Origin of the sequence: Halomarinibacterium sedimenti (assembly GCF_019312585.1) — a bacterium.
In the GTDB taxonomy this organism is placed as follows: Bacteria; Bacteroidota; Bacteroidia; order Flavobacteriales; family Flavobacteriaceae; genus Halomarinibacterium; species Halomarinibacterium sedimenti.
In genome coordinates this window covers 381,970-408,061 of sequence record NZ_JAHWDP010000002.1, presented here as the reverse complement: position 1 = coordinate 408,061, position 26,092 = coordinate 381,970, and the positions used below count along the sequence as shown (strand labels likewise).

23 protein-coding genes are annotated in these 26,092 nt (G+C 35.6%); 14 read left to right on the top strand and 9 right to left on the bottom strand.

Translation table 11 applies throughout. The features are described 5' to 3' along the window. Positions 1-184 precede the first annotated feature (184 nt). From KXJ69_RS06485 to KXJ69_RS06450, 9 genes are all read right to left on the bottom strand, one after another. Positions 185-1,303, bottom strand: coding sequence for a tetratricopeptide repeat protein (locus KXJ69_RS06485; RefSeq protein WP_219052161.1), 1,119 nt, complete (start codon positions 1,301-1,303; stop codon positions 185-187). After that, entirely contained in the window at positions 1,293-2,861 is a 1,569-nt protein-coding gene (locus KXJ69_RS06480) for a helix-turn-helix domain-containing protein (protein WP_219052160.1), read from the bottom strand. The genes KXJ69_RS06485 and KXJ69_RS06480 overlap by 11 nt, the downstream gene beginning before the upstream one ends. A gap of 128 nt (positions 2,862-2,989) precedes the next feature. Further along, positions 2,990-6,346, bottom strand: coding sequence for a preprotein translocase subunit SecA (gene secA / locus KXJ69_RS06475; RefSeq protein ID WP_219052159.1), 3,357 nt, complete (start codon positions 6,344-6,346; stop codon positions 2,990-2,992). 182 nt (positions 6,347-6,528) lie between these two features. Next, positions 6,529-6,750 (bottom strand): DUF2795 domain-containing protein, encoded by a 222-nt coding sequence (locus KXJ69_RS06470; RefSeq protein WP_219052158.1) that lies wholly within the window; start codon positions 6,748-6,750, stop codon positions 6,529-6,531. A gap of 145 nt (positions 6,751-6,895) precedes the next feature. After that, the gene (locus KXJ69_RS06465; protein ID WP_219052157.1) at positions 6,896-7,468 is read right to left on the bottom strand and encodes a cob(I)yrinic acid a,c-diamide adenosyltransferase; all 573 of its coding nucleotides are present in this window, start codon (positions 7,466-7,468) and stop codon (positions 6,896-6,898) included. Then, positions 7,452-7,583 carry a hypothetical protein gene (locus KXJ69_RS13685; protein ID WP_255571242.1) on the bottom strand — a complete coding sequence of 44 codons (132 nt, stop codon included), beginning with the start codon at positions 7,581-7,583 and terminating at the stop codon, positions 7,452-7,454. The genes KXJ69_RS06465 and KXJ69_RS13685 overlap by 17 nt, the downstream gene beginning before the upstream one ends. Positions 7,584-7,797: 214 nt before the next feature. After that, positions 7,798-8,484 (bottom strand): ABC transporter ATP-binding protein, encoded by a 687-nt coding sequence (locus KXJ69_RS06460; protein WP_219052156.1) that lies wholly within the window; start codon positions 8,482-8,484, stop codon positions 7,798-7,800. Positions 8,485-8,548: 64 nt separating this feature from the next. Then, complete coding sequence (locus tag KXJ69_RS06455) at positions 8,549-9,322, bottom strand: O-methyltransferase (protein ID WP_219052155.1); 774 nt, start codon at positions 9,320-9,322, stop codon at positions 8,549-8,551. 3 nt (positions 9,323-9,325) lie between these two features. Then, positions 9,326-11,191, bottom strand: a complete 1,866-nt coding sequence (locus KXJ69_RS06450; RefSeq protein ID WP_219052154.1) for an ABC-F family ATP-binding cassette domain-containing protein — start codon at positions 11,189-11,191, stop codon at positions 9,326-9,328. A gap of 200 nt (positions 11,192-11,391) precedes the next feature. Here KXJ69_RS06450 and KXJ69_RS06445 point away from each other — a divergent pair, with 200 nt between their 5' ends. From KXJ69_RS06445 to KXJ69_RS06380, 14 genes are all read left to right on the top strand, one after another. Continuing rightward, positions 11,392-12,183: a polysaccharide biosynthesis/export family protein gene (locus KXJ69_RS06445; protein ID WP_308701030.1), complete on the top strand. Its 792-nt coding sequence runs from the start codon at positions 11,392-11,394 to the stop codon at positions 12,181-12,183. Next, positions 12,184-14,667: a GumC family protein gene (locus KXJ69_RS06440; RefSeq protein ID WP_219052152.1), complete on the top strand. Its 2,484-nt coding sequence runs from the start codon at positions 12,184-12,186 to the stop codon at positions 14,665-14,667. 13 nt (positions 14,668-14,680) lie between these two features. Continuing rightward, complete coding sequence (locus tag KXJ69_RS06435) at positions 14,681-15,268, top strand: sugar transferase (protein WP_219052151.1); 588 nt, start codon at positions 14,681-14,683, stop codon at positions 15,266-15,268. Between the two features lie 214 nt (positions 15,269-15,482). After that, on the top strand, positions 15,483-16,766 hold the full coding sequence (locus KXJ69_RS06430; protein WP_219052150.1) for a nucleotide sugar dehydrogenase: 1,284 nt from the start codon (positions 15,483-15,485) through the stop codon (positions 16,764-16,766). A 114-nt stretch (positions 16,767-16,880) separates the two neighbouring features. Beyond that, positions 16,881-17,867, top strand: a complete 987-nt coding sequence (locus KXJ69_RS06425) for an SDR family oxidoreductase (protein ID WP_219052149.1) — start codon at positions 16,881-16,883, stop codon at positions 17,865-17,867. Between the two features lie 222 nt (positions 17,868-18,089). Then, positions 18,090-18,962 (top strand): ABC transporter permease, encoded by an 873-nt coding sequence (locus tag KXJ69_RS06420; protein ID WP_219052148.1) that lies wholly within the window; start codon positions 18,090-18,092, stop codon positions 18,960-18,962. After that, positions 18,963-20,273: an ABC transporter ATP-binding protein gene (locus KXJ69_RS06415; RefSeq protein ID WP_219052147.1), complete on the top strand. Its 1,311-nt coding sequence runs from the start codon at positions 18,963-18,965 to the stop codon at positions 20,271-20,273. A gap of 5 nt (positions 20,274-20,278) precedes the next feature. Then, positions 20,279-21,055 carry a sulfotransferase domain-containing protein gene (locus KXJ69_RS06410; RefSeq protein WP_219052146.1) on the top strand — a complete coding sequence of 259 codons (777 nt, stop codon included), beginning with the start codon at positions 20,279-20,281 and terminating at the stop codon, positions 21,053-21,055. Continuing rightward, positions 21,055-21,852 (top strand): FkbM family methyltransferase, encoded by a 798-nt coding sequence (locus tag KXJ69_RS06405; RefSeq protein ID WP_219052145.1) that lies wholly within the window; start codon positions 21,055-21,057, stop codon positions 21,850-21,852. The genes KXJ69_RS06410 and KXJ69_RS06405 overlap by 1 nt, the downstream gene beginning before the upstream one ends. After that, positions 21,853-22,830 carry a hypothetical protein gene (locus KXJ69_RS06400; protein WP_219052144.1) on the top strand — a complete coding sequence of 326 codons (978 nt, stop codon included), beginning with the start codon at positions 21,853-21,855 and terminating at the stop codon, positions 22,828-22,830. It begins immediately after the preceding gene. Between the two features lie 96 nt (positions 22,831-22,926). After that, complete coding sequence (locus tag KXJ69_RS06395) at positions 22,927-23,562, top strand: sulfotransferase family 2 domain-containing protein (RefSeq protein WP_219052143.1); 636 nt, start codon at positions 22,927-22,929, stop codon at positions 23,560-23,562. Positions 23,563-23,582: 20 nt separating this feature from the next. Further along, positions 23,583-24,563: a glycosyltransferase gene (locus KXJ69_RS06390; protein WP_219052142.1), complete on the top strand. Its 981-nt coding sequence runs from the start codon at positions 23,583-23,585 to the stop codon at positions 24,561-24,563. Continuing rightward, a complete protein-coding gene (locus KXJ69_RS06385; protein WP_219052141.1) occupies positions 24,563-25,306 on the top strand; it encodes an FkbM family methyltransferase in 744 nt (247 codons plus the stop codon). The genes KXJ69_RS06390 and KXJ69_RS06385 overlap by 1 nt, the downstream gene beginning before the upstream one ends. Further along, on the top strand, positions 25,306-26,091 hold the full coding sequence (locus tag KXJ69_RS06380) for a glycosyltransferase family 2 protein (protein ID WP_219052140.1): 786 nt from the start codon (positions 25,306-25,308) through the stop codon (positions 26,089-26,091). The genes KXJ69_RS06385 and KXJ69_RS06380 overlap by 1 nt, the downstream gene beginning before the upstream one ends. The last annotated feature ends 1 nt before the right edge of the window (position 26,092 follow it).

The window sequence follows — 26,092 nt, the reverse complement described above, 5'->3', positions numbered from 1 at the left end:
ACATTGTATTGAGCCAATTTGTTTAACGGGGCGCAAAGTACTCTTGTGATACCGTAAAAAAAAGAAGTTACCTTTTAGATTTCACGAATTTTGAAAGAATAAAATATTTATAACTACCACTAAAACAATGATATATACGCGTGATTGTTGTAGTCAGTATATTTTAAATTCGGAATGATTTTTATTAGTCTTTTAGCTCTTTTTCGAGTGATTTTAATCTTTTTTCAGACGTTATGATTTCTCGAACAAGTAAAAATAGGGATAGTAAAACACCCCCAAGAAGGACTATTTGTATAGGTAGATTTTGCTTTTGAAGTTGCTCAATTTCTTTGGCTTTGGTTTGGGTCAATTTTAATAGAGATTGATTTATCGATTGCCTTTCGGATCCCTTTGTTTCTCTTTGAAGCTCCAAGTATTTATTTCTAAACTCGGTGTATTTTTCCCAATCTTTTAATGCAATGTAATTATTAGAGAGTCCATAGTATAGTCCTCTATTAAGTACTAGATCACCCACATTTTCTGAGGTGAGTAATGCATTTTGTAAAAGTTCTATGGATTCTTGATAATTACCCTCTCGGGTCTTTACTTCGGCTAACCCTTTTTGAGCAAACGCTATTAGACTAGTTGCATTATTTTCCTTTGCGTATTCAATAGATTGAAGGAAACTGGACTTGGCATCAGTTAATTTATCTAAGGTCAACAAACAATTTCCTTGATTGTAATAACAAATGCTCACATTGGCATTCATTAATGGGTTTTGAAGTGTTTTTTTATAGGCTTCAATAGCTTTGTCAAAATATTTTAATGCTATATCGCAGCTCATTTGTTCACGATAAATAAAACCTCTAAGAATAGCATTGTACCCTAAATACGTCTGTACAGAATCTTGATTGGGATATTTCTGAATTAATTCTAAAGACTCATCTAAGTAATCTATAGCCTTGTCATAAATTTTCAAGTCTTGATATTGCGCGCCTATTCTATTAATAACATTCATTTTAAGAATGTCATTGTTAATAGAGGGTAATAAATCTTCAATTTCAAGAACATATTTTAAGGAATTTTCGTAATCTCTTTTTGAAGTATATGCAGTTGAAATGGTAAGTAGCAGATTTACTTTCTGCTTTATAGATATTTCGGAGTTTTGATACACATCTTGGGCTATTTCAATGGCTTTATCCGGGTCATCATAAATTAATTTGCTGGCATCCTGAAGTAAGCTATCAACATTGTCTTGAGCCAACCCAGAAAGTGTTGTAAATATCAGTAGTAAACAAATGTATGTAAGGTAATTACTCCGCATGCTCATATATTTTAGAACTTTTGGACACTAGTTTTTTCGATTTGAGGATATCTATAAAGACCGTGGGAGAAATTCCTGTTACCGATTTGAAAACTGTAGCAAAACTGCTATGTGAGGAAAATCCACTTTCTTCAGCCAAATAACTAATTTTGTACTGTAGGTACTTTTTATTGAATTTTAGTTTATCTATGATATAATTTATGCGTAACTCGTTTATGTAGCTATTAAAATTCTTTCCTTTGTGCGAATTTATGACTTCCGAAAGGTATTTTGTGTTGGTGTCGAATTGTGATGCCAGCTGGGCAAGCGACATATCCTTTTTTGTGAAATTTGTAGAATTTTCAAATTGTTCCAATTTTTGAATGAGTAATTCCTCAGTTTCTTTTGGAATATTTAAACTCTTTGTCACCTCTTTTTTAATTGAATCGTTTTGTGAAAGGTCCTTCTCTACGGTTGCTTTTTGACGGTTTTCAAAATACCTAATAAAATCTTCATATTGTTTTATTCTGGCTCGGTATCGAACTCTTAATCCCAGCCAAGTGAGTACCAGGAGCAATAAGGCACTTCCTAATATGGTCTTAATTCTATTTTGGGTGTTATACACCTCATCCCTTTTGGCAGTATGGTTGGCGTTAGTGTAGTTAAAAACAGAGTTTACAGCACTTTCTTCGTTTGTTTCAACTTCTTTCGATAATTCGGCACTTACTTTTTTTAAACTATAGAAGTTCTCTGTATCTCCCATAGCCATAGAATTAATTGCTTTATTTTCTAATATTCTAAATCGATATGGTTTGTTCGATAAATGTTCAGCTATCAATAAAGCTTCATCAAAAACCAATTGAGCATTAGGATATTGCTTTTTCATGAAATACACTTCACCTAATTGGTTTAACACGATCATTTTTAAAAACTCGTTCGGTGTTTTTTTTTCAATTTTGTTTTTAAAAGTTTTCAAAAATGCCTGAGTAGAGTCTTTATTATAGGCTTTTGAATAAGTTTCAATAAGAGTTACTTGAGTTTCTACCTCTGCGTACGAATTTGGAATTTTTTTTAAAATTTCTATGGCTGTAGTTATGTGTGGAATTGCATCAGAAAATTGTTGTAATTCAATGCGCTTATTTGCCTTTAAAATTTCTTCGGCAGCAGAGTAATACAAAGTTTTATTGCTAATGTTATTGTCTCCAATAATAAGTTGTGTAAATTCTACATACTTTTCAGCGGCAAGGTCAAGGCCTAATAAATTAAGCATATGAATACCAAATATGTTAATTTCCATCTGCATCTCAAAATCTTCAGATGCTTCAGCAAGTTTTTTTGCTTCAAGTGTATTTAACGCAGTTAAATTGTAATCTCCACTAACGTAATATGCTCTAGCTTCTAATAAATACGCTTTTATTTTCTGATTTGTATTTTCAGAATTTTTTAGAACATGCTCAGTAATCTTTATGGCTTGCTGAGGTTGAGAATATAAAACAGAAGAAGCCTCCAGAAGCATTTCTGAAAAATCATTATTCTTTTGAGCAACAGAGGTTGCACAAAAAAATAGGAGCCCGTACATGAAAAATTTAAGACGCATTACATTTTTAAAAGTACTTAATTTTTAAGCTTTTAGGAAAACAAATTAGGCTTTAAAATAAAAAGCCACAAAACTATTTTGTCTTGTGGCTACTATTTGTTTGGAAATGACTATTCATCTACCAATACCCATTCGCCTTTGTCTAACAATGGAATGGCTTGCTTGTATTTCATTTGCTTGTTTTCGCCGCTCATCACGTGCTTAATCGTCACTTTGTCGTTACGTCCAATTTTAGGTCGTTCGCGCGTAATGGTTTCCGTAATTTGAGGACGTTGCTGCGTGTTTCCAGCAGCTCGAGATTGTGCAGCACGTTCATCCATATTTGGAATTTCATCCTTTTGCTCGCTTAATTTTTCTCTAGAACGAACTTGTCTCGCTTCCTGAATTTGTTGCTGATTCTCTTGCGGTAATTCCCCTTTAAATAGGAAAGAAAGCACATCTTTATTTACCTTTTCAATCATGGCTTTAAACAATTCGAAAGCCTCAAATTTGTAAATTAGCAAAGGATCTTTTTGTTCGTGAACTGCCAACTGTACACTTTGTTTAAGCTCATCCATTTTGCGAAGATGTGTTTTCCAAGCATCATCGATAATGGCAAGGGTAATGTTCTTTTCAAAATCGTTTACCAGTTGTTTTCCTTCAGATTCGTAAGCTTTTTGAAGGTCTGTAGCAACATTCAATGTTTTAACACCGTCTGTAAAGGGTACTAAAATTCGTTTGAATTTGTCACCTTGTGTTTCAAATACATTTTTAATTACAGGGAAAGCCATTTCGGCATTACGCGCCATTTTTTCTTGGTAATGCTTGTAGGCTGCTTTATAAATTTTTCCAGCTATTTCTTTAATTCCTAAGCTTTCAAATTCTTGTTTTGAAATAGGAGAACTCATAGAGAAATAACGAATTAATTCAAACTCGAAATTTTTAAAATCTTGCGCTCCTTTATTCGTTTCGGCAATCACTTCCGAAGTGTCATAAATCATATTTGCGATATCCACACGAAGTCGCTCTCCAAATAAGGCATTGTAACGACGCTTGTAAATTACCTCACGCTGGGCATTCATAACATCATCATACTCAAGTAATCTTTTACGAATTCCAAAGTTGTTTTCTTCCACTTTTTTCTGGGCACGCTCAATGGATTTTGAAATCATAGAATGCTGAATCACTTCCCCTTCTTTTAATCCCAATCGGTCCATCATTTTGGCGATACGTTCACTACCAAAAAGACGCATTAAGTTATCTTCTAAAGAAACATAAAACTGAGAACTTCCTGGATCTCCTTGACGACCACTACGACCACGAAGCTGTCTATCTACACGACGCGAATCGTGACGCTCGGTACCTACAATGGCAAGTCCCCCCGCTTTCTTTACTTCTTCGCTTAACTTAATATCCGTTCCACGACCTGCCATGTTAGTGGCAATCGTTACCACTCCTGCATTACCGGCTTGGGCAACAATATCTGCCTCTTTCTTGTGTAGTTTTGCATTCAACACGTTATGTGGAATGTTACGAATACTCAACATTCTACTCAATAGCTCCGAAATATCTACCGAAGTGGTACCAATCAACACCGGTCTTCCAGCATTAGAAAGTTCTACTACTTCCTCAATTACAGCATTGTACTTTTCGCGTTTGGTTTTGTAAATCTTATCGTCTCTGTCATCACGTGCAATGGGCCTGTTGGTGGGTATTTCTACCACGTCCAATTTGTATATTTCCCAAAGTTCTCCTGCTTCTGTCACTGCAGTACCCGTCATACCTGCCAGTTTGCGGTACATTCTAAAGTAATTTTGAAGGGTAATGGTGGCAAAGGTTTGCGTGATGGCTTCAATTTTCACATTTTCTTTGGCTTCGATAGCTTGGTGTAATCCGTCGCTATAACGACGCCCGTCCATGATACGCCCCGTTTGCTCATCAACAATCATTACTTTATTCTCCATCACAACATATTGATCGTCTTTTTCGAATAATGTGTAGGCTTTCAGTAACTGATTTAAGGTATGGATACGCTCACTTTTTACACCAAAATCCCTAAAAAGATCTTCCTTTAGAGCAGCTTCTTCTTCTGGCGGAAGATTTTGATCCTCAATTTTTGCAATCTCAGTACCAATTTCTGGCATTACAAAGAAATCTGGATCGTCTTTACCCGAAAGGAACTCAATCCCTTTATCGGTTAATTCTATTTGATTGTTTTTTTCTTCAATCACAAAATACAACTCGGCATCTACCTTTGGCATTTCACGATTGTTGTCCTGCATATAATAATTTTCAGTCTTTTGAAGGATAGCTTTTACACCTTCTTCAGACAGAAACTTAATAAGCGCTTTATTTTTTGGAAGTCCACGATAGACTCGTAATAATTGGAAACCGCCTTCTTTGGTATCGCCTTCGGCAATTAATTTTTTGGCTTCGGCTAAAACACCCGTTAAATATTTTTTCTGAACTTCAACAATGCTACTAATTTTTGGCTTTAATTCGTTGAATTCGTGTCGTTCTCCTTCAGGAACAGGTCCCGAAATAATTAATGGGGTACGGGCGTCGTCAATTAACACACTATCCACCTCATCGACAATTGCGTAATGATGTGGGCGTTGCACCAAATCGTTGGGTGCGTGCGACATATTATCACGCAAATAATCGAAACCAAATTCGTTATTGGTTCCGTAGGTAATATCTGCGTTGTATGCTTTTCTTCGCTCTGGAGAGTTGGATTGGTGTAAATCAATACAATCTACACTTAAGCCGTGAAATTCAAAAATAGGAGCCATCCAGGCACTATCACGCTTGGCAAGATAGTCGTTTACAGTTACCAAGTGAACCCCATTTCCTGCCATTGCATTTAAATAGACAGGTAATGTTGCTACTAGGGTTTTACCTTCCCCTGTCTGCATCTCGGCGGCTTTTCCTTGGTGTAATGCAATACCACCAATAAGCTGTACATCGTAGTGCACCATATCCCAGGTTACTTCTTTACCCGCAGCATCCCATGAGTTGCTCCAAATGGCTTTTTCGCCATCAAGGGTTACATAGTCTTTGGTTGCAGAAATTTCTCTATCAAAAGGAGTTGCAGTTACGGTAAGGCTTGTATTGTCTTTAAAACGCTTTGCAGTTTCTTTTACAACAGCAAAAGCTTCTGGAAGAATATCGTTAAGGGTTTTCTTTTCAACTTCGTAGCGATCATTCTTTAGGGCATCCACCCGATTATAAATCTCTTCTTTTACATCGATGTCTTCTTCCTTTTCGGCATCTTTAAGCAGGGCATCTATTTGATCTTGTATCTCCTTTTGGTCGTCTTTAATTCTTTTTCTGAAGTATTCAGATTTTGCACGAAGCTCGTCTAAAGAAAGATTTGCCATTTCAGCTTCGTGTTTTTTTATTTGGTTGACAATGGGCTGAATTTCACCGATGTCTTTTTTGGATTTGTCTCCTACAAATACTTTTAATACGTTGTCTAAAAGTCCCATGATGTGTGTATTGTTTTAGGCTCAAGTACAGAAATAAAACCTTCTGTGTAAAGTATCACAAAAAAAGCGTAAATATTCGAAAAATTCAAAGGGTTTAACGCTTTTTATGACTTGTGTTTTGAGCAAAAAAAAAGCCTCATACCCAAATGGGTGAGACTTTTTTCTATGTTTTAAATTTATTATTAATATTCGTCTTCATTCCACAGATAATCATCGTCTGTGGGGTAGTCCTGCCATATTTCCTCGATAGAATCGTAAGAGTCGCCTTCGTCTTCAATTGCTTGAAGGTTCTCCACCACTTCCAGTGGTGCACCAGTTCTAATGGCATAATCTATCAACTCGTCTTTTGTGGCAGGCCAGGGGGCATCGCTTAAATAAGATGCCAATTCTAATGTCCAGTACATAATAGAATTAGGGTTTAATTTTTTGCAAAAATAAATTTTTAACTGAAAAAGTCAAGAAAAATTAAAGTTAATTGTCATTTATTTTAAAGAACGTTTTTAATATACTGAAAATCAGTTAATTAAAATTAGAGATTAAATCTTAGGATTATTGTTTTTTTGGAATCCACTTATTTTCTTCTGCTTTGAGGTCAAAAGACAATTTCCGTGCCAGTACAAAAAGGTAGTCAGAAAGGCGGTTGAGGTACTTTAAAACGTGGGCATCGACAGGTTCATTTTCGTGTAAAAAGCTGGTTAATCGTTCGGCCCGACGGCAAACAGTACGTGCAATGTGACAATATGACACCGTTGTGTGTCCTCCAGGAAGGACAAAGTGTGTCATAGGGGGTAGCGCTTCATTCATAGAATCCATTTCTTGTTCAAGAAGGAGAATATCGTTTTCTTCAATTTTTGGAATGTTTAATCGCTCCTTTCCACTTTTTAATACTGCTTTTTGAGGATCAGTAGCCAAAATAGCGCCTACCGTAAACAACTTGTCTTGAATATCCATCAGGGTATTCTTGTAATGGGTATCCATTTCTTGATCGCGAATTAATCCCAAGTAGGAGTTTAACTCGTCCACCGTACCGTAACTTTCAATGCGAATATGGTGTTTAGGGACTCGTGTACCACCAAAAAGCGCTGTGGTTCCTTTATCTCCTGTTTTAGTGTAGATTTTCATCTGTATTTTTCTTTTGAATCTTTTTTTCTAATTTCTTCTTTGCTTTTAGGATATTCATTCTAACAAAAAATAATCCTATTGCAATGGCTACCAATAACCAAAGCGAAGTATCCATTAGTTATTGTTTTCTTTTTTCTCCTTATAGCGTTTCCTAAAACTTTGCTGGTTTCTTTTCCTACGTTCTTTATTAACTCGGAAATTATTCCAGATAACCACCACCAATAAAATAAAAGCAACTCCTATCCACGTGAACATAATTGTAACTTCTGTGTTTGTAACAAAGGTAGTAAATGCAGCGTTAAGAATTTGAAATGTAAAAAAGGGGACCCCTACTTAGTTTTAATATCACTTTCTACTATACCGTCCCGAAGCCTTATAATTCGGTGGGCATGTTCAGCAATTTCTTCTTCGTGGGTTACAATGATTACTGTATTACCGGCTTTATGGATATCATCAAACAATTGCATGATTTCTAAAGAAGTTTTTGAGTCTAGGTTACCTGTTGGTTCATCGGCAAGAATAATGGAGGGTTTGTTTACCAGTGCTCGTCCTACGGCAACACGTTGTCGTTGTCCCCCAGATAACTGATTTGGCTTATGGTCCATTCTATCGGCAAGGCCTACGTCTGTTAATACTTGTGATGCTCTTTGATTGCGTTCACTTTTACTAGCTCCTGCATACACCATAGGCAGTGCAACGTTGTCTAAGGCTGTAGTCCGCGGTAATAAATTAAATGTTTGAAAGACAAAGCCAATTTCTTTGTTTCTAATTTCGGCAAGCTCATCATCTGTCATACTACTTACATCCACTCCATTTAATTCGTAAGTTCCACCTGTGGGAGTGTCAAGGCATCCCAGCAGATTCATAAGGGTAGATTTTCCAGAACCTGAAGGCCCCATTAGTGCCACATATTCACCACGTTCAATATCAAGGTCAATTCCTTTAAGTACCTTAACTACTTCTTGTCCCAATGGGAAATCACGAATAATTCCTCGAATTTTTATGACTAGACTCATATGTTATAGAAATGGATTTGCAAGATAGTAGTTTTTAGCATAAGACGCAGGGGGTAGGTGTATGTTACAAACGAATACAAAAATGTTGTTTTTCTTGTTCCTTTCTAAAAAAAACAAATCCCCAATAAAAGGTGTCGATACTTACAGTCACTTTAGGATGTGTTTTGATTTCATTCCAAGCTTCAGTCATCGATGGACTCCAATAAATGTCGTCAAAGATAAAAAGTGAATCGTTTGTGGCTTTTTCTAAAAGAATATTGAAATACTGAAGCGTTTTATCTTTCTGATGGTTTCCGTCGATATACACTAAATCGTAATGTACTGTGGAATCCTTTTCGAAGAAATCTTCAAAGGATTTTATATGTAATTCAATATTTCCTAACTGAAAATCTTCAAATTGGTTTTTGGCAATCTTTGCTGTATTTGGGCAGCCTTCAATGGTTTTAATATCAGCCGAAGTATTCCCTAAAGAAAGCGCTGCGGTTCCCATTCCAAGTGAGGTGCCTAATTCTAATACCGTTTTGGGCTGAAAATACTGAACAATTCTATAAAGTAATTGTTGTCTCTTTTTTGTAATTCCAGCATTCTTAGCAATGGCCGAAATTTTTCGATGGTTAGAGGAAAATACTCGTGACCCTTGTCCGAAATCAGTAATGGAAATTACTTCATTATTTTGAAATAATTTTTTTCTGAAAGATTTGAGTTTTGAATATAATTCATATAATTTTTTGTCATACAAACAGGTTGCAACAAAATCATACACAAAAGGGGAGTGTACTCCATGCGCATTGGTGGATTTCAGAAAGAAGTTTAAGTATGATTTTATTTGGTAAAACATAAATTATTCTTCCATTTTGGCAGATAACTCGAACCAACGTTCGGTTTTTTCCTCAATTTTATCTATAAGTTCTTGGAGTTTTTGGGATTGTTTGTCGATTTCGGCACCATCCCAATTTTCTGTGGCAAATAGATTTTGAAGGGTTTCGCGTTCGGTTTCTAATTTCGCAATTTCCTTTTCAAGTTTATTGTATTCCTTTTGTTCATTGTAGCTAAGCTTTGCTTTAGACGTATCGGTTTTCCAATGATTTTTTGGTTTACTTTCTGAAGTTTCTACTTTCTCCTTGGGAGCACTGTCTTCGTAGCTTCTAAAATCGCTGTAGTTTCCGGGAAAATCTTCAATGACACCCTCTCCTCGAAAAACAAACAAATGATCTACAATTTTATCCATAAAATAACGGTCGTGAGATACTACAATTAAACAACCAGGAAAGTCTAACAAAAAACTTTCCAAGACATTGAGGGTAACTATATCCAAATCGTTGGTAGGCTCATCGAGTATTAAAAAGTTAGGATTTTTAATAAGTACCGTACATAAATATAGTCGTTTTTTTTCACCACCACTTAGTTTTTCAACAAAGTCGTATTGCTTTTTTCTATCGAATAAAAAGCGTTCGAGCAATTGTCCGGCGGAGATTTGCCTGCCTTTTTTCAACGGAATAAAATCACCGTATTCTCGAACCACATCGATTACTTTTTGACCTTCTTTAGCCTTGATTCCTTTTTGAGTATAGTATCCAAAATGAACCGTTTCCCCAATGACTACTTTACCCGAATCTGGTGTCATATTCCCAGTAAGAATATTTAAAAAAGTAGATTTTCCCGTTCCGTTTTTTCCAATAATCCCTAATCGCTCTCCAGGTAAAAAATTATATTCAAACTTTTCGAATAAATTGCGGTCACCAAAACGTTTTGAGATATTGTGAAGCTCCACCACTTTAGTGCCTAATCGTTCCATGTTTAATTCGAGTTGGACTTCATGGTCTTTACGACGTTGACTCGCGCGAGATTTTATTTCGTGGAAATCTTCAATTCTGCTTTTACTTTTCGTAGTCCGTGCTTTGGGTTGACGCCGCATCCAATCCAATTCTTTTTTAAAAAGTTGCTTGGCTTTATTGGTTTCGGTTTCAAAATTCTCGATTCGTGCATCCCTTTTCTCGAGATAATAGCTGTAATTTCCTTTGTAACTATAGAGGTTTCCTTCGTCTAATTCTACAATTTCATTGCATACTCGTTCCAAAAAATAACGGTCGTGGGTGACCATAAATAGCGTGATGTTTTCTTTGGCAAAAAAGGCTTCTAACCATTCAATCATTTCGAGGTCCAAATGGTTGGTGGGTTCATCCATAATGAGCAAGTCGGGTTGGGAGAGGAGGGCATTGGCAAGCGCCAATCGCTTTTTTTGTCCACCACTTAAACTGGATACTTTTTGCTGAAGGTCCTCTAGTTTTAGTTTAAAGAGAATTTGTTTATATAGCGTTTCAAAATCCCAAGCTTGGTGGGCATCCATGGCATCGAAGGCTTTTTGATAGGCTTCGGAATCGTGAGGATTTAATAGTGCTTTTTCATAATTTTCAATGATTTTTAGAATAGGTTTTTCAGAAGAAAAAATGGTTTCCTCCACAGTAAGTTTAGGATTTAAATTGGGGTCTTGGTCTATAAACGCCACCGAAAGCCCTTTTCTAAAAATGACATTTCCTTCATCTGGAGTGTCTACGCCAGAGAGGATATTTAGTAGAGATGTTTTACCTGTTCCATTTTTGGCAACAAATCCAATTTTTTGTCCTTGGTTAATTCCGAAGGATATATTTTTAAAGAGAACACGTTCTCCATACGATTTTGCAATATTTTCTACCGAAAGGTAATTCATCTGTTTTTAGTATTTGTTAAATCTGTCAGATGGAATGCGATAAGTATCTTATTGGAAGACTTACAGAAATTATTGTTTAGGCATTTCATAAGGAAGATTTGGTGCAAAATAAATGGTTTTTGTTCACTTACGGCAAAATATATTTTATTATTAGAACGCATACGTTATATTTGTTGCTAACAACCCTGCTTACTATGAAAATGATGCGATTGCTGTTCTTCGGAATCATTGCTATTTGTTTAGCGTCCTGTGTGTCTCAAAAACAACTAACCTACCTTCAAGAAGATAATACAACGACTAAGGATAGTTTGATACCTATTCAAAAGATGAAAGAGCCTTACAGGTTACAAATTAATGATCTTTTGAGTATTCGAGTAAAAGCATTGGACGATGAATTAGTAAATATTTTTAATCCTGTAAGTGAAGCCAATCCAAATGCTACTGGGGAACAGAGATTATATTATGATGGATTTAAAGTAGATCAACACGGAAATATTAGAATCCCAATTTTAGGTGAAATTCCTGTTTTGGGATATACTATTGAAGAGGTGCGAAAGGATCTCGAACAAAGGCTTTTAAAAGACTACTTTAAGGCGGAGGCTAATATTTTTGTTACGGTAAAATTGTCAGGAATTCGATTTTCTATAAATGGGGAGATTGGAAACCCAGGATCTAAAATTATTTATAGAGATCAGGCAACCATTATGGAAGCTATAGGAAATAGTGGTGATATTCCTGTCACAGGGGATAAAACCAATGTTGTTGTTATTAGACAATATCCTTTAGGTCAAAAAGTGCATCATATTGATTTAACATCTATAGATGCTATGAGTTCTCCCTATTATTATGTACAACCTAATGACTTAATTATTATTAATCCATTACCACAAAAATCATTGGGAACTGGAGTTACAGGATTACAATCTTTTACAACTATTTTGAGTATAGTTACCGCATTAACCACTTCAATATTACTTTTTATTAGGCTATAGATGTATCAAGAACAAGAAACAAATGATTTACATACTACATTCGATTTAAAAGGCTTTCTTTTTAAATTAATAAGCTATTGGCCCTTGTTTGTTTTTTCGGTGGCTATAGGATTTGGTATTGCTTATTATATAAATGTTAGAAAACTACCAGTTTATCTTATAGAAAATATGGTCTCAATTAAAGATGACCAAAATCCATTTTTTACAACAAACACCAGCTTAACATTTAATTGGGGTGGGACTACAGATAAAGTAAATACAGCTATCATCACCTTAAAATCGAGATCCCACAATGAAAAGGTTGTGGATAGATTGCAGTATTATATGCGATTTTTAAAAGATGGAAAGTATCAGCTTGTTGATGTTTATGGCAAAACACCTTTTGATGTTAAAGTTGATACTTTAAACCCTCAAATACTTAATACACAATTTAAAATAGTGTTTAAGGACTCTACTCAATTTACGATTTCCACTTCTTTTGATGATGATAAACAACGAGTTTATCAAGTATATAATACATTAAAAGAAAAAGAGTATAAATACATTGAGGCACAAGAGTTTTCTCAAACCTATCGGTTAGGACAGGAAATTAAGACTCATTTAATCAATGTAACACTTTTCCCTATTGAGGATATTAAACCAAGAGCAGGGCAAACCTATTACATTTCATTTATTAATTTTGATTCGGCAGTAATAGGATATTTGAATATACAGGTAGAACCAGAAGACAAAGGGTCTTCGGTGCTTAAACTTCGACTTGTAGGTCAAAATAAAGCAAGGTTAGTAGATTATTTAAATACCTCTATAGCTGTTTTAAGTGAAGATATGCTGGAGCGTAAAAACCTGTTTGCTACTAAGACCATTCGATTTATAGATAGTAGCTTGGCAGAGAAATCTAAAGAGCTGAAAGATGTTGAAGATGAGCTTAATGCGTTTAAAGATCAAAATACCATATATAATCTTCAATCTGAAGGACAAAAAATTACGGACCGCTTAAATACGTTAGATCTTCAAAAGGAAGCTATAACTCGTGAATTGAATTATTACAATACCTTAGAAAATTACCTAATTAATCGTACAGATTATAGAGATGTGCCTGCGCCTTCTGTTGCAGGTATTTTCGAGGCCAGTATAGTGGATGGTGTCGGGCAAATTGTTCAAAAGGCCCAAGATAGAAGTAAATTAGAATACTCTTATAAAGAAGGGGCACCTATTTTTAAAGATATAGATCGCCAAATAGATGCCATAAAGCGTGTTTTACAGGAGAATATTACATCTTCAAAAGGGTTAAAAAATCAAGAAATAGCCAGAATTAATAATGAAATTTATCAGTACGAGGTAGAGATACGTAAATTACCGAAAGACCAACAAGAATTATTAAAAATAGAAAGGCGATATAAATTAAGTCAAGGGACCTATGATCTCTTTTTATCCAAAAGAAATGAAGCTGGATTGGTTAAAGCTGCCAATGTAAGTGATGTTTTGGTAATTGACATAGCTAAAGATACAGGTGGCGGTCAAGTGGGGCCCAATACCCAACTTAATTATGTAATGGCAATATTATTTGGGACACTTATTCCATTTGTCCTTGTGTTTTTACTTACCTTTTTTGATAACCGTATACACAATGTAAAAGATATTGAAAGGCTTACCAAAATACCGATATTAGGGGTTATTGGAAAATCGAGACTAGAGAATAATCTAGCGGTGATTGAAAAACCAAAATCTGCTATTTCTGAATCTTTTAGAGCTATTCGGTCGAGTCTTCAATACATCTATAAAAAACAGGGACTTAAAGGAGCCAAAACGGTGTTAGTGACATCTTCAGTGAGTGGAGAGGGGAAAACCTTTTGCTCCATTAATATAGCATCCGTATTTGCATTAAGTGAAAAGAAAACAATTTTAGTTGGGCTAGATTTACGCAAACCCAAGATATTTGGGGATTTTAATATAAATAATAATATTGGGGTGGTCAATTATCTTATTGACGATGCTACCGAAGATGAAATCATTCAGAAGACCATGATTGATACACTGGATGTTATTACTTCGGGACCTATACCTCCCAATCCTTCTGAATTGTTAATGACCGAGCGTATGGCTGAATTGATAGAGAGCTTGAAAGGGAAATACGATTATGTGATAATAGATTCTCCTCCTTTAGGCTTGGTTGCTGATTCTTTGGAGTTGATTAAATATGCAGATGCGACGATCTATATGGTGCGCCAAAACCATACAAAACGAGGAATGTTTGCCTTAATCAATGACAAATACAAGTCGGGTGAGGTTAAAAATATTAGTCTTGTATTTAACTTCTTTGAAGGAAAAGCTAAGTATGGCTATGGATATGGCTACGGTTACGGATATGGTTATGGCTACGGGTATGGGTATGGACATGGATACCACGACGATGATAGAAAACCTTCTCTCTTTCATCGAGTAAAATCCTTCTTTAAAAGACTGATAAAACTACGGAAAAATTAATAAGGGTGCACCTATGCTTACCCAAAAACAAAAAATAGTAAAAAGAGGTTTTGATATTGTGTTATCTCTTTTATTATTTCCCATTATACTCATTCCATTATTGATCCTTTGGGTCTTATCAACCCTAAGTGCAGGGCGTAATGGTTGGTTTGTTCAATTAAGAATTGGTCAACATGGAAAGCCTTTTCCTTTTTATAAATTAAGAACCCTTAAAGGGGAAAATCATAAGGATATTAATGAAATAATAGCAAAAGAAACTGCCTTTGGGGGCTGGCTTCGGAAAACAAAACTCGACGAGATCCCTCAACTATTTAATGTACTAAAAGGCGATATGAGTTGGGTAGGTCCTAGACCGGATATTTCTGGATATGCGGATAGGTTGCAAGGAGATGATAAAATAATACTCTCGATAAAACCTGGAATAACAGGTCCAGCGACTATAAAATATAAAAATGAAGATATGTTACTGTTAAGTCAGTCAAATCCATTAGAATATAATGATACCGTTATTTGGCCCGATAAAGTGAAGATGAATAAGGAATACATTGAAAATTGGTCTTTTAAAAGGGATTTATTGTATTTGTGGCAGTCGATTTTTTAAGTTATTTCAATTTATTTTACTCCTTTTGTCGACCGGACTTTACCCGAAGTAAACCGCAAGTAGACCCGAAGGAACTACGGGTGAACCCTATTTTATATTTCTGATTGTTTGAAAATCCCTATGGACTAGACCTACGTTATTATTGTTTGGTATTTCTTTCTATTTTCTATAAGGTGCGTATCTTTGCGCATCATATAATATTTCAATACACCACATGAAAGAAAATCCCACCATTGCTATTATAGGATTAGGGTATGTAGGCTTGCCTCTAGCTGTTGCTTTTGCCGAAAAATATTCGGTGATAGGATTTGATATCAATGAAAAACGCATTGCCGAGTTACAGGCAGGTAAGGACAATACCCTTGAGGTTGCTGATGAAGATCTGCAAAAGGTGCTACAGGCTTCAGAAAATGGATTAAAGGTAAGTAGTCATCCCGAAGACTTAGCGCAAGCGAATGTGTATGTGGTTACTGTGCCTACGCCTACCAATAAGCATAATCAGCCAGTTTTAATTCCGTTAGAAAAAGCGAGTGAAACTGTGGGAAAGGTGTTAAAACAAGGGGATGTGGTTATCTATGAATCTACTGTATATCCTGGAGTAACAGAAGATATTTGTGTGCCAATTTTGGAGCAATTTTCTGGCTTAACCTTTAATCAAGATTTTTTTGCAGGGTATTCGCCAGAGCGAATCAATCCTGGAGATAAGGAACATACAGTTACCAAAATTTTAAAAGTCACTTCAGGTTCTACTCCAGAAGCAGCTACCTATGTGGATAATTTGTATGCTTCCGTCATTACCGCAGGCACCCATTTAGCCCCGTCTATTAAAGTAGCTGAGGCTGCCAAAGTGATTGAGAATTCGCAACGGGATATTAATATTGCTTTTGTAAATGAACTTTCTAAAATTTTTCGTCTTCTTGAAATAGATACACAAGCTGTGTTGGAAGCGGCGGGTACCAAATGGAATTTTTTAAAATTTACTCCTGGCCTTGTGGGAGGACATTGTATTGGTGTAGATCCTTACTATTTAGCGCAAAAAGCTATGGAGGAGGGCTACAACCCCGAAATTATTTTGGCAGGACGCCGTATGAATGATGGAATGGGGAGTTATGTGGCGCATGAAGTGGTGAAATTGATGATTCAGAAGGATTGCAAAGTCAAGGGAGCTAACGTATTGGTGTTGGGGATTACTTTTAAAGAGAATTGTCCTGATATTCGAAATAGCAAGGTAATTGATGTGGTGAACGAATTGGAGCGTTATAATTTACAGGTTACCATACACGACCCATGGGCGAATGCTGAAGAGGTACAACTGGAGTTTGGAAAAGTTCTGGTTAATGATGTTTCAGATTTAGAAAAAAACTATGATGCTATTATTTTAGCCGTTGCCCATAAAGCATTTAAGGATATGAATGTGAAAGGCCTCTCGGCTCCAAATAGTGTGATATTTGATGTGAAGGCGTTTTTGGATTCTACTATTATTGATGGAAGGTTGTAAAAATGAATACATTTGTTTGGACAGGATTCAAGAGACAAGAGACAAGAGCCAAGATGTAAGACATAAGACCTATGACCCAAAACCCAGTACCCATAACCCATAACCCCTAACAATTTGTACAAAACACCTTACCATACTAAAGAATTATCGAATTACTCCTTTCTTGTAACTGGTGGAGCGGGATTTATAGGTTCTAATTTAGTTGAATATTTACTGAAGTTTGGCGCTAAGAAAGTGCGTGTGCTCGATAACCTTGCTACGGGTTTTAAAGAAAATCTTTCAGAATTTGTAAGTCATCCAGCTTTTGAATTTATGGAAGGCGATATTAGGGATTTGGCCACCTGCAATAAAGCGATGGATGGGATTGATTATGTTTCTCACCAAGCGGCTTTGGGCAGTGTGCCAAGGTCTATAAACGATCCCATTACTTCCAATGAAGTGAATGTAACTGGGTTTTTGAATATGTTGGTGGCTCAAAAAGAAAGCCCTTCTGTAAAAAGAATGGTGTATGCCGCCTCCAGTTCTACCTATGGGGATAGTAAAAACTTACCCAAAGTGGAGCAAACTATTGGAAAACCATTATCTCCGTATGCAGTGACCAAGTTGGTCAATGAATTATATGCAGACGTCTTCTACAAAACTTATAACACCCAAACCATTGGATTGCGTTATTTTAATGTATTTGGCCCTAAGCAGAGTCCTAAAGGGGCGTATGCGGCGGTGATTCCGTTGTTTATGCAAGCCTTAAAGAATGAAGTTGCACCCACCATCAATGGTGATGGGAAACAAACGAGAGATTTCACCTTTGTTGAGAATGCAGTACAAGCCAATGTTAGAGCATTTTTTGCTCCCGATGCTGCTGTGAATGAGGTATTTAATATTGCTTATGGAGAACGCATTAGTTTAAATGCCCTTTGGGAATCTTTACAGGAAACTTCGGGAAAAAATATAAAAGCTACTTACGGACCTCCCAGAAAAGGGGATGTAAGAGATTCTTTGGCGGATATTTCAAAAGGAAAAAAAATATTAGGGTATAACCCTTTATTTTCGGTGCAGGAGGGGATGAAGCTTACTTGGGAGAAGTTTGTTAGTAGTAAGTAGTGCCCTTCGACCCTGCCTACCGGTAGGCAAGGCTTGCTCAGGGAAAGTAGTGAGTAGTTTTTTAATTTTTTAAAACTCCCAATTCACAACTCCCAATTCACAATTCCCAATTCACTACTCACCAACATTTAATAACCCGTTTATAAATTCTCACTTTCCTTTAATTCCTTTGTCATATTACTTGGTAAGAATTAGTATCTTGCCATATCATAAAAACCTACCATGAACCCCCAACGAGAAGACGCTTGGTTGTATGAGATTTCGTCCAAACGAAAGTTAATTGATTTAAACTTTAAAGAGATTTGGCGTTATCGGGATTTGCTACTAATGTTTGTAAAACGCGATATTGCTGCATCCTACAAGCAAACAGTTTTAGGCCCTCTGTGGTTTTTGATTCAGCCTTTATTTTCCTCGGTTATTTATACGTTGGTTTTTAATAATATTGCCAATATAAGTACTGGGATTATACCTTCATTCTTATTTAATTTATCGGGGGTCATTATATGGGGGTATTTCAATCTAACTTTAGGTACAACCTCCAGTACATTTAAGGCTAATGCTGGTATTTTTGGTAAAGTATATTTTCCGCGAATTATTGTTCCTATGTCCAAGGTTGTTTCTAATCTAGTGCGTTTTGGTATACAATGCCTTATTTTAACTGCCTTTTATATTTACTATGCCGTTTACGCAGGAGCAGAAATTGCCCCTAATTACTTCATTTTACTGTTTCCTTTCTATATATTATTGGTTTGGATTTATGGTTTAGGACTAGGGATGATTATTTCCACTGTTACTACAAAATACAGAGATATCTCCATTTTGGTTGGGTTTGGTATGCAGTTGTTAATGTACCTTTCTGCTGTCCCTTACCCCATGGGAGAATTGAAAAGTAAAGTCCCAGAATATGGATGGCTTGTAGATTACAATCCGTTAGCACAAATAGTGGAAGGTTTTAGGTACAGTCTATTTGCTACAGAAAATTTGCATTTTAGCTGGATGGGATTGGGCTGGGTTACGCTTCTTGGTATGAGCTTATTTTTTATTGGATTGATCTTGTTTAACAGAACTGAAAAGAACTTTATAGATACGGTATAAATGGCAAAACCTATTCTTTTAGTAGAAAACATTAGCAAGCAATATAGGTTGGGATATGTTGGGACAAGGACGCTAGCCCACGACGCAAACCGTTGGTGGCATCGTATAAGAGGTAAAGACGACCCTTATTTAACCATTGGAAGCGCTAATGATCGAAGTGCCAAAGCTACAGAAGAATACGTATGGGCACTTAAAAATATTTCGTTTGAGGTTCAAGAGGGTGAAGTTTTAGGTATTATAGGTAAGAATGGTGCAGGTAAAAGCACGCTTTTAAAAATCTTGTCTCGAGTTACGGGTCCCACGATAGGCTCTATTAAAAGTAGGGGGCGTATTGCTTCCCTATTGGAAGTAGGGACTGGTTTTAATCCCGAATTAACCGGGAGGGAAAATATTTATCTTAATGGTACCATTCTGGGGATGACCAAAAAAGAAGTAGATGCTAAGATTGATGAAATTATCGAATTTAGTGGTTGTGAAATGTATATAGACACCCCAACAAAACGGTATAGTAGTGGTATGACTGTTAGGCTTGCCTTTGCCGTAGCTGCTCATTTAGAACCAGAGATTTTGGTGATAGATGAGGTATTGGCCGTTGGGGATGCAGAATTCCAAAAAAAAGCTATAGGTAAAATGCAGGATATTAGCAAAGGACAAGGTCGTACCGTATTGTTTGTGAGTCATAATATGGCGAGTGTCCAAACACTGTGCACTAGAGCAATTGTCTTAAAAAATGGAGAAATAAGCTTTAATGGTCCTGTGGAAGATGCCATTACCTATTATCTAAAAGATGAAAATGACAGCTTTGGCGAAAACGTACTTGAGTTTGAAAAAGGGAATCATCCTACTAAAGAAAATATAACATTAATTAGGGCTTCGATTGGAAAAAGGGGGCATAAACTTACAAAGCCCATTAAAATTGATGACGAAATTGAAATGTTTTGTGAGGTTGAAACAAATGATATAACCAGAAATATTCATGTTGGTTTTCAATTTTTGGATGCCTCTGGGAATATCCTCTTTATGTCACAAACAAGGAATGCTAATAGGCAAGACCTAGACTTTAGGAAACCAGGAAGGTTGATATTTAAAGGGGTAATCCCAGAAAAGTTGTTAAACGAAGGTGAATTTACTATTAATATTTATGTGGTTGAAAACACTACTGCCCTTATTGAATACATGGATGCATTAAAAATATTGGTTGCACCCATGAGTAAAAAAATAGGAGAGCGCTTAGGAAAAAGTAAAGGGGTTTTTAAAACTGACTTTCCTTGGACCGTTGAGGCTAAATCCCTTAATAAAGAATCTAATTAAACTCTTTGAAAAATATATTTAAATACATAGAACAAATTAGAAGTGGAAATTCTCAGAGTGCAAAACCAGAATTTCAGGAATTTTTATTTATAAGTGCTTTTCCAAAAAGTGGTTCATCTTTTATTAGTTTGGTAATATCTGATGTGTTAAACCTACCTATCCTTGATGTTGTCTATTCCCATTTAAGGGAACAAGACCTTTATAAGCCCTTAATCGAAGAATACAATAGTAAAAAATATGTGTCAAAACATCATACATTGGCGACAACTCCAAATATCGAAATTCTTCAAAACTATAATGTAAGACCAGTAATTTTAACAAGAAAATTGCCAGATGTTATTATCTCGCTTAGAGATCATATATCGAAAACCTTGATTTGGCCTCATTTCTATGTGCCTAATGATTTTAATAAATGGGATAATAATCAGCAATACAACTTTTTGATTGATTTGGCTGTCCCTTGGTACTTATTTTTCTTCGCTAGTTGGAAAAATACAGAACAGAGGGGTGATCTTTCGTTATTATTTGTTGAATACGAAAATTTCCACAAAGACAAAGCAATAACTATTCAAAATATTTTGGCCTTTATGGGCTATAAAATTTCACTAGAAAAAATATTGGATAGTATGGAAAAAGTATCCCAGCTACCGCCTAAACAAAATAGATTAAATAAAGCTGAAGTTTATAGAGGAAAGAAACAATTAAGTGATAATCAATTATCTAAAATTTCCGAAAAAACAAAGCATTATACTAATGTTGATTTTAGTTCAATTCTATATTAATGAATAACTCATTCCTATCATACAGCCAACACGCAGACGATTATATCGCTTGGCAATTATTGGGTAAAAAAACCACAGGTATGGTCGTGGAAATAGGTGCTTTTGATGGTAAACATTTAAGTAACAGCTATAGTTTAGAGCAATTGGGCTGGCAAGCGCTATGTGTAGAGCCTAACCCTTCCATTTTCCAATTTTTGGAAGCTAACCGTCCCCATGCTGTCCTCGTTAATAAGGCAATAGTTGGAAACGAAACAACAAAGGAAATTACTTTTTATAGTGAGGAGATAGGCGTTTTATCTGGGGTGGTGTATGATGAGGAAGATATTAAAAGGAGGTACGAAAAAAGAGGATTAGCGTATAAATCGCCTGAAAAAATAAGTGTAGCGGCGACCACCTTAAATACCCTTTTTAATGAAAACAACATAACCCATGTAGATATTCTTTCCATAGATGTAGAAGGATATGAGGTAGAAGTGCTTCAAGGCTTGGATCTCACCCATATCTCCGTTGGGCTATTTATTATTGAGGCCAATGATGCCACTTTTAAAAGCAGGATTCTTCAGTTTTTCGAAGCTTATAAAAATTATGTGTTTATCGGCAGTAATTTTCAAAACTTGTTTATCATGGATAAAAGGATGGTGATGCGAAAACATTTAAAAACCTTAGATTTTGCAGATTTCATAGCCGCAAAGCAGGAGCATCCCATTTCCGAAAAATTGGCGATAGATGCTGTTCCCCCAGAGTTTGTAAAAACAGATCAGTTTCATAAATACGTAAAACCATTCAAGTTTTTTTAGATGGTATCCATTACCCACATAGTGAATCCCGTAAAAGTTCCTGAATCTTCAGACCTTTTTAGAGCGCAACCTATAACCTTCGATAGTATGCGTCGTGCAAAAGACTTTGTTGGTAATGCCATGGAAATTAACCTTATTTCCACACAGTATAATGAGGACTGTGAAATAATACCCGATTATTTTTATAAAACCCCAAATCTTAACAGGAGTGTATTGGATGTAGGTTCATTTCAAGAAAACAAAAAGCTACCGTTCCTACAAGATATTTTTACCAAAGCAGTAGCGTGGAAACCAGATGCGGATTATATTATTTATACTAATGTTGATATTGCTCTTTACCCAGATTTTTACAAAAAGGTCATTACATTAATTGAAAAAGGTTATGACGGGATTTGCATTAATAGAAACACTTTGCCAGAAGAGGCTTGTCAAGGCGCAACCTTAGAATCGCTATATACTATAAAAGGACTAAAACACGAAGGCATTGATTGTTTTATTATAAAAAGGGATTTACTTCCTAAATTTGATTTGGAACATAGTATTATAGGTACAGGTCCCGTAGGATTGGTAATAGCCAATAACCTTTTACATCTAGCGACAAAATTTATTTGGATTAGAGAAGGGAGATATACCTTCCATATAGGTGATGACAAATCTTGGTTGTTGGACGACGTTACAGAGCGTTCTCAATTGTATTTTAGCTTTGTTCAGTTTAGGAAAATTCTGATCAATTTATTGGGGAAAGAAAAGGATTCACTTAAAGAAATTATCCTCAACGAATCTCTTAAGATGGCAAATTCGTTTCTCGAAAACAAGGCTTTCGTTCCAGGGTTTCAATACAGGAAGATGTTGCAGCTATATAGTGATGGTGATTTTGCAGGAATTAGTAAACTGAATGCAATAAAAGAAAGGAAAAAAACACCCATTGCCAATAGGTTAAAAACTATATTTAAGAATTATACCAAATGGACTAAATAGTGGAAAACAACGGTACATTTACTAATTAACCATAGGAATTACTATTAAAAAAAGAAGGTGAAGTTTTTATTTAAAAAGAAAAAGACACAAAAATTTATGGAATTCGACAACATATCGTTTGCCCATAACTTCATTTTTATCCACGTTCCCAAAAATGCGGGCACCTCTATTGGCCAAAGTCTTTCTATTACTACTACAAGGCATTATACGGTAAAAGAGTATGTATCCATGTTGGGAAAAGAAGCGTATGCTGCTATGTTTTCTTTTGCTTTTGTAAGAAACCCATTCGATCGTTTTATTTCCCTATATAACTATGCCAGAATGGAAGAGTCTTATTATCATTCTGCCATTCATCCAGAAAAAGCGATTTATGGAAAGCATCTGGATTACGACATTCTTAAGAATGCCAGCATAGAAGAAGCCGCAAACTTTTTGGTTGAAGGAAAATTGGTGCACAATCCCCCGCACAACCAATGGCAGCCACAGGTAACTTGGCTTAAGGATTCTATGGGAAAAATTAATGTAACCTATTTGGCACGATTTGAAGATATTGATTTACATACCCGAAATATCCATAACATTTTGAGTATGCCTTTTTCAGAAAGCCTGCCCAAAATAAATACGTCACCGGCCTTAGAAAAGGATTATGGAAAGTTAATAAATTCGAACGCAAAAAAAATAATTGAAAAATATTATGAAGAAGATCTTAACACTTTTAATTATCAATTTTAAATTGTCTTAATCTTTGGTATATGAATAAAGATGGTGTTTCTGTAGTTGTTTGTTGCTATAATAGTGAAGCTATTATTAGAAACACTATGGAACATCTTTACGCACAACACAAAGCGAATGATGTAAGCGTTGAAATTATTCTGGTAGATAATAACTCCAGTGATCGTACGGTTGCTGTAGCGGAAGAGGTGGCTAAAACACAAAATAACAAATTTCCTTTAAGGGTTGTAACCGAAAAAGAACAGGGGCTTTCCTTCGCTAGAATTAGGGGTATTTACGAATCACAGTATGATTACGTATTGTTTTGTGATGACGACAATTGGCTCGAAGAAAATTACATAACTACGGCTTACAGCATTTTAAGTTCTAATGACGAGATAGGTGTTTTGGGTGGGAGAGGAGACGCGGTGTCTAATATATCACTCCCATATTGGTTTTATTCCTATAACAATTATTACGCTGTGGGTGTTCAAGACCTTTTTTCTGGTGATGTTTCTTACAAAGGATACGTATGGGGAGCTGGCTTTATGATTAAAAAACAAATTGCCATCCAATTTTTAAATAATGGATTTAGTTTCTATTGTACTGGCAGAAAAGGTGACGATTTATTAGCTGGTGAGGATGCAGAAATTTGTAAATGGTACCTGCTCGCCGGTAAAAAATTATGGTACGACGAATCCTTACGATTTAAACACTTTATACCAGAAAAAAGGCTCACAAAAACCTATTTTAAATCATTGGAAAAGGGAATCAATGCAAGCCTTCCCCTTCTAGCTATTTATAATGATGTTATTAGCGATATTAAAGCAACGAGCAAAATGAAAAAGAGGGTATTCATTAAATTAATCTTCGATATTTTTTGGAGCAAGTTATTTTATAGGGCAGATCTTTATAAATTACGGTACAAACTCCAAAGAGCTTACCCACGCAATAAAAAACTGGTAGTAAATACGATGTATTATGACATATTCAACGCTTATTTATCTTTAACTAAAAAGTAATGGTTTCACTTTTAAATAAATTTTTTTTAAAGCTTGGGTATAAACTACAAAAGACCCCCATTGCGTATAAAAAGAGCATTGTGGTAAAATCAGAATTTACCACGCAGAAGGCGTTGGGAAGAATGGTAGGTCACGGGATTGAGATAAATACCGTTATTGATGTAGGCGCATCAGACGGGCGATGGTCCCAAGAATGTATGCCTTTTTTTCCGGAGGCACATTACCTCTTGGTGGAAGCGCAAGTAGACCATTTAGAAGGATTAGAGGAGTTTCAAAGAACTCATAAAAACAGTTCCTTCCTCCTTGCGGCGGCTGGTAAAGAGAATGGTACCATTTATTTTGACAATTCTGAACTTTTTGGAGGGATCGCTTCCGAAGAACCTTTCAATGAAGACTCCATTAAAGTACCCGTTGTTTCGTTAGACTCAGAGATTGAAAAGCGAAGCCTTAAAGCACCTTTTTTGTTAAAATTGGATACCCACGGATTTGAGGTGCCTATTTTAGAAGGTGCCAAAAATGTTATTTCGAAAGCTAACCTCATCATCATTGAAGCCTATAATTTTAATATTGAAGAGGATAGTCTTTGCTTTTGGGAGCTTTGCGACTATATGTGGCATTTGGGTTTTCGGCCATTGGAGGTTGTTGATTTAATGGCAAGAGCCTATGACGGAACTTTTTGGCAAATGGATTTATTTTTCATTAAAAAAGATCATCCCATCTTTAAATATATAAAGTATCGTTAATGGATACCCCTTATCCTAAAATATCTGTAGTAACTCCAAACTATAACCTTGGAGATTTTATAGAATCTACTATTTTATCTGTTTTAAATCAACACTACCCTAATCTAGAGTATATTATCATAGATGGTGGAAGTATAGATAATTCATTACAAGTAATAAAGAAGTATGAATCTAAGATTTCTTATTTTGTGACTGAACCAGATAAAGGGATGTACGACGCTATTAATAAGGGTTTTGCTATTGCTACCGGAGATATTTTGTGCTGGATCAATAGCGATGACGTATTATGGGAAGGAAGTTTACATTATGTGGCCAAAATATTCACTGAGAATAAACAAGTTCAATGGCTGCAAGGTTTTCCCTCCCTAATAAATGAAGATGGGGAACTTGTATTTCAAAGAAAGCCTGTTGTGTCAAAATTTCATTTTTATTTAAGGAAATATAAAAGTGATTACTCTTTTATACAACAAGAATCTACTTTTTGGACTAAAAAATTATGGGATGTATCAGGTGGTAAAATAAATACAGAATATACATTAGCAGGGGACTTTGACCTATGGATGCGCTTTTTTAAATATGAAAAATTATATGCCAGTAAAATACAGCTAGGAGCTTTTAGAGAAAGAGAAGGGCAATTATCTAAAAATATGAGTTTGTATTTGGAAGAAACTGAAAAGTCCATACAAACACATTATAAAACTTTAAGTTTTACCGATAGAATTTATTTGTGGTATCTTAATTTTTTTAAAATTAACTATTCAATAAAAATAAAATACATAGATTAAT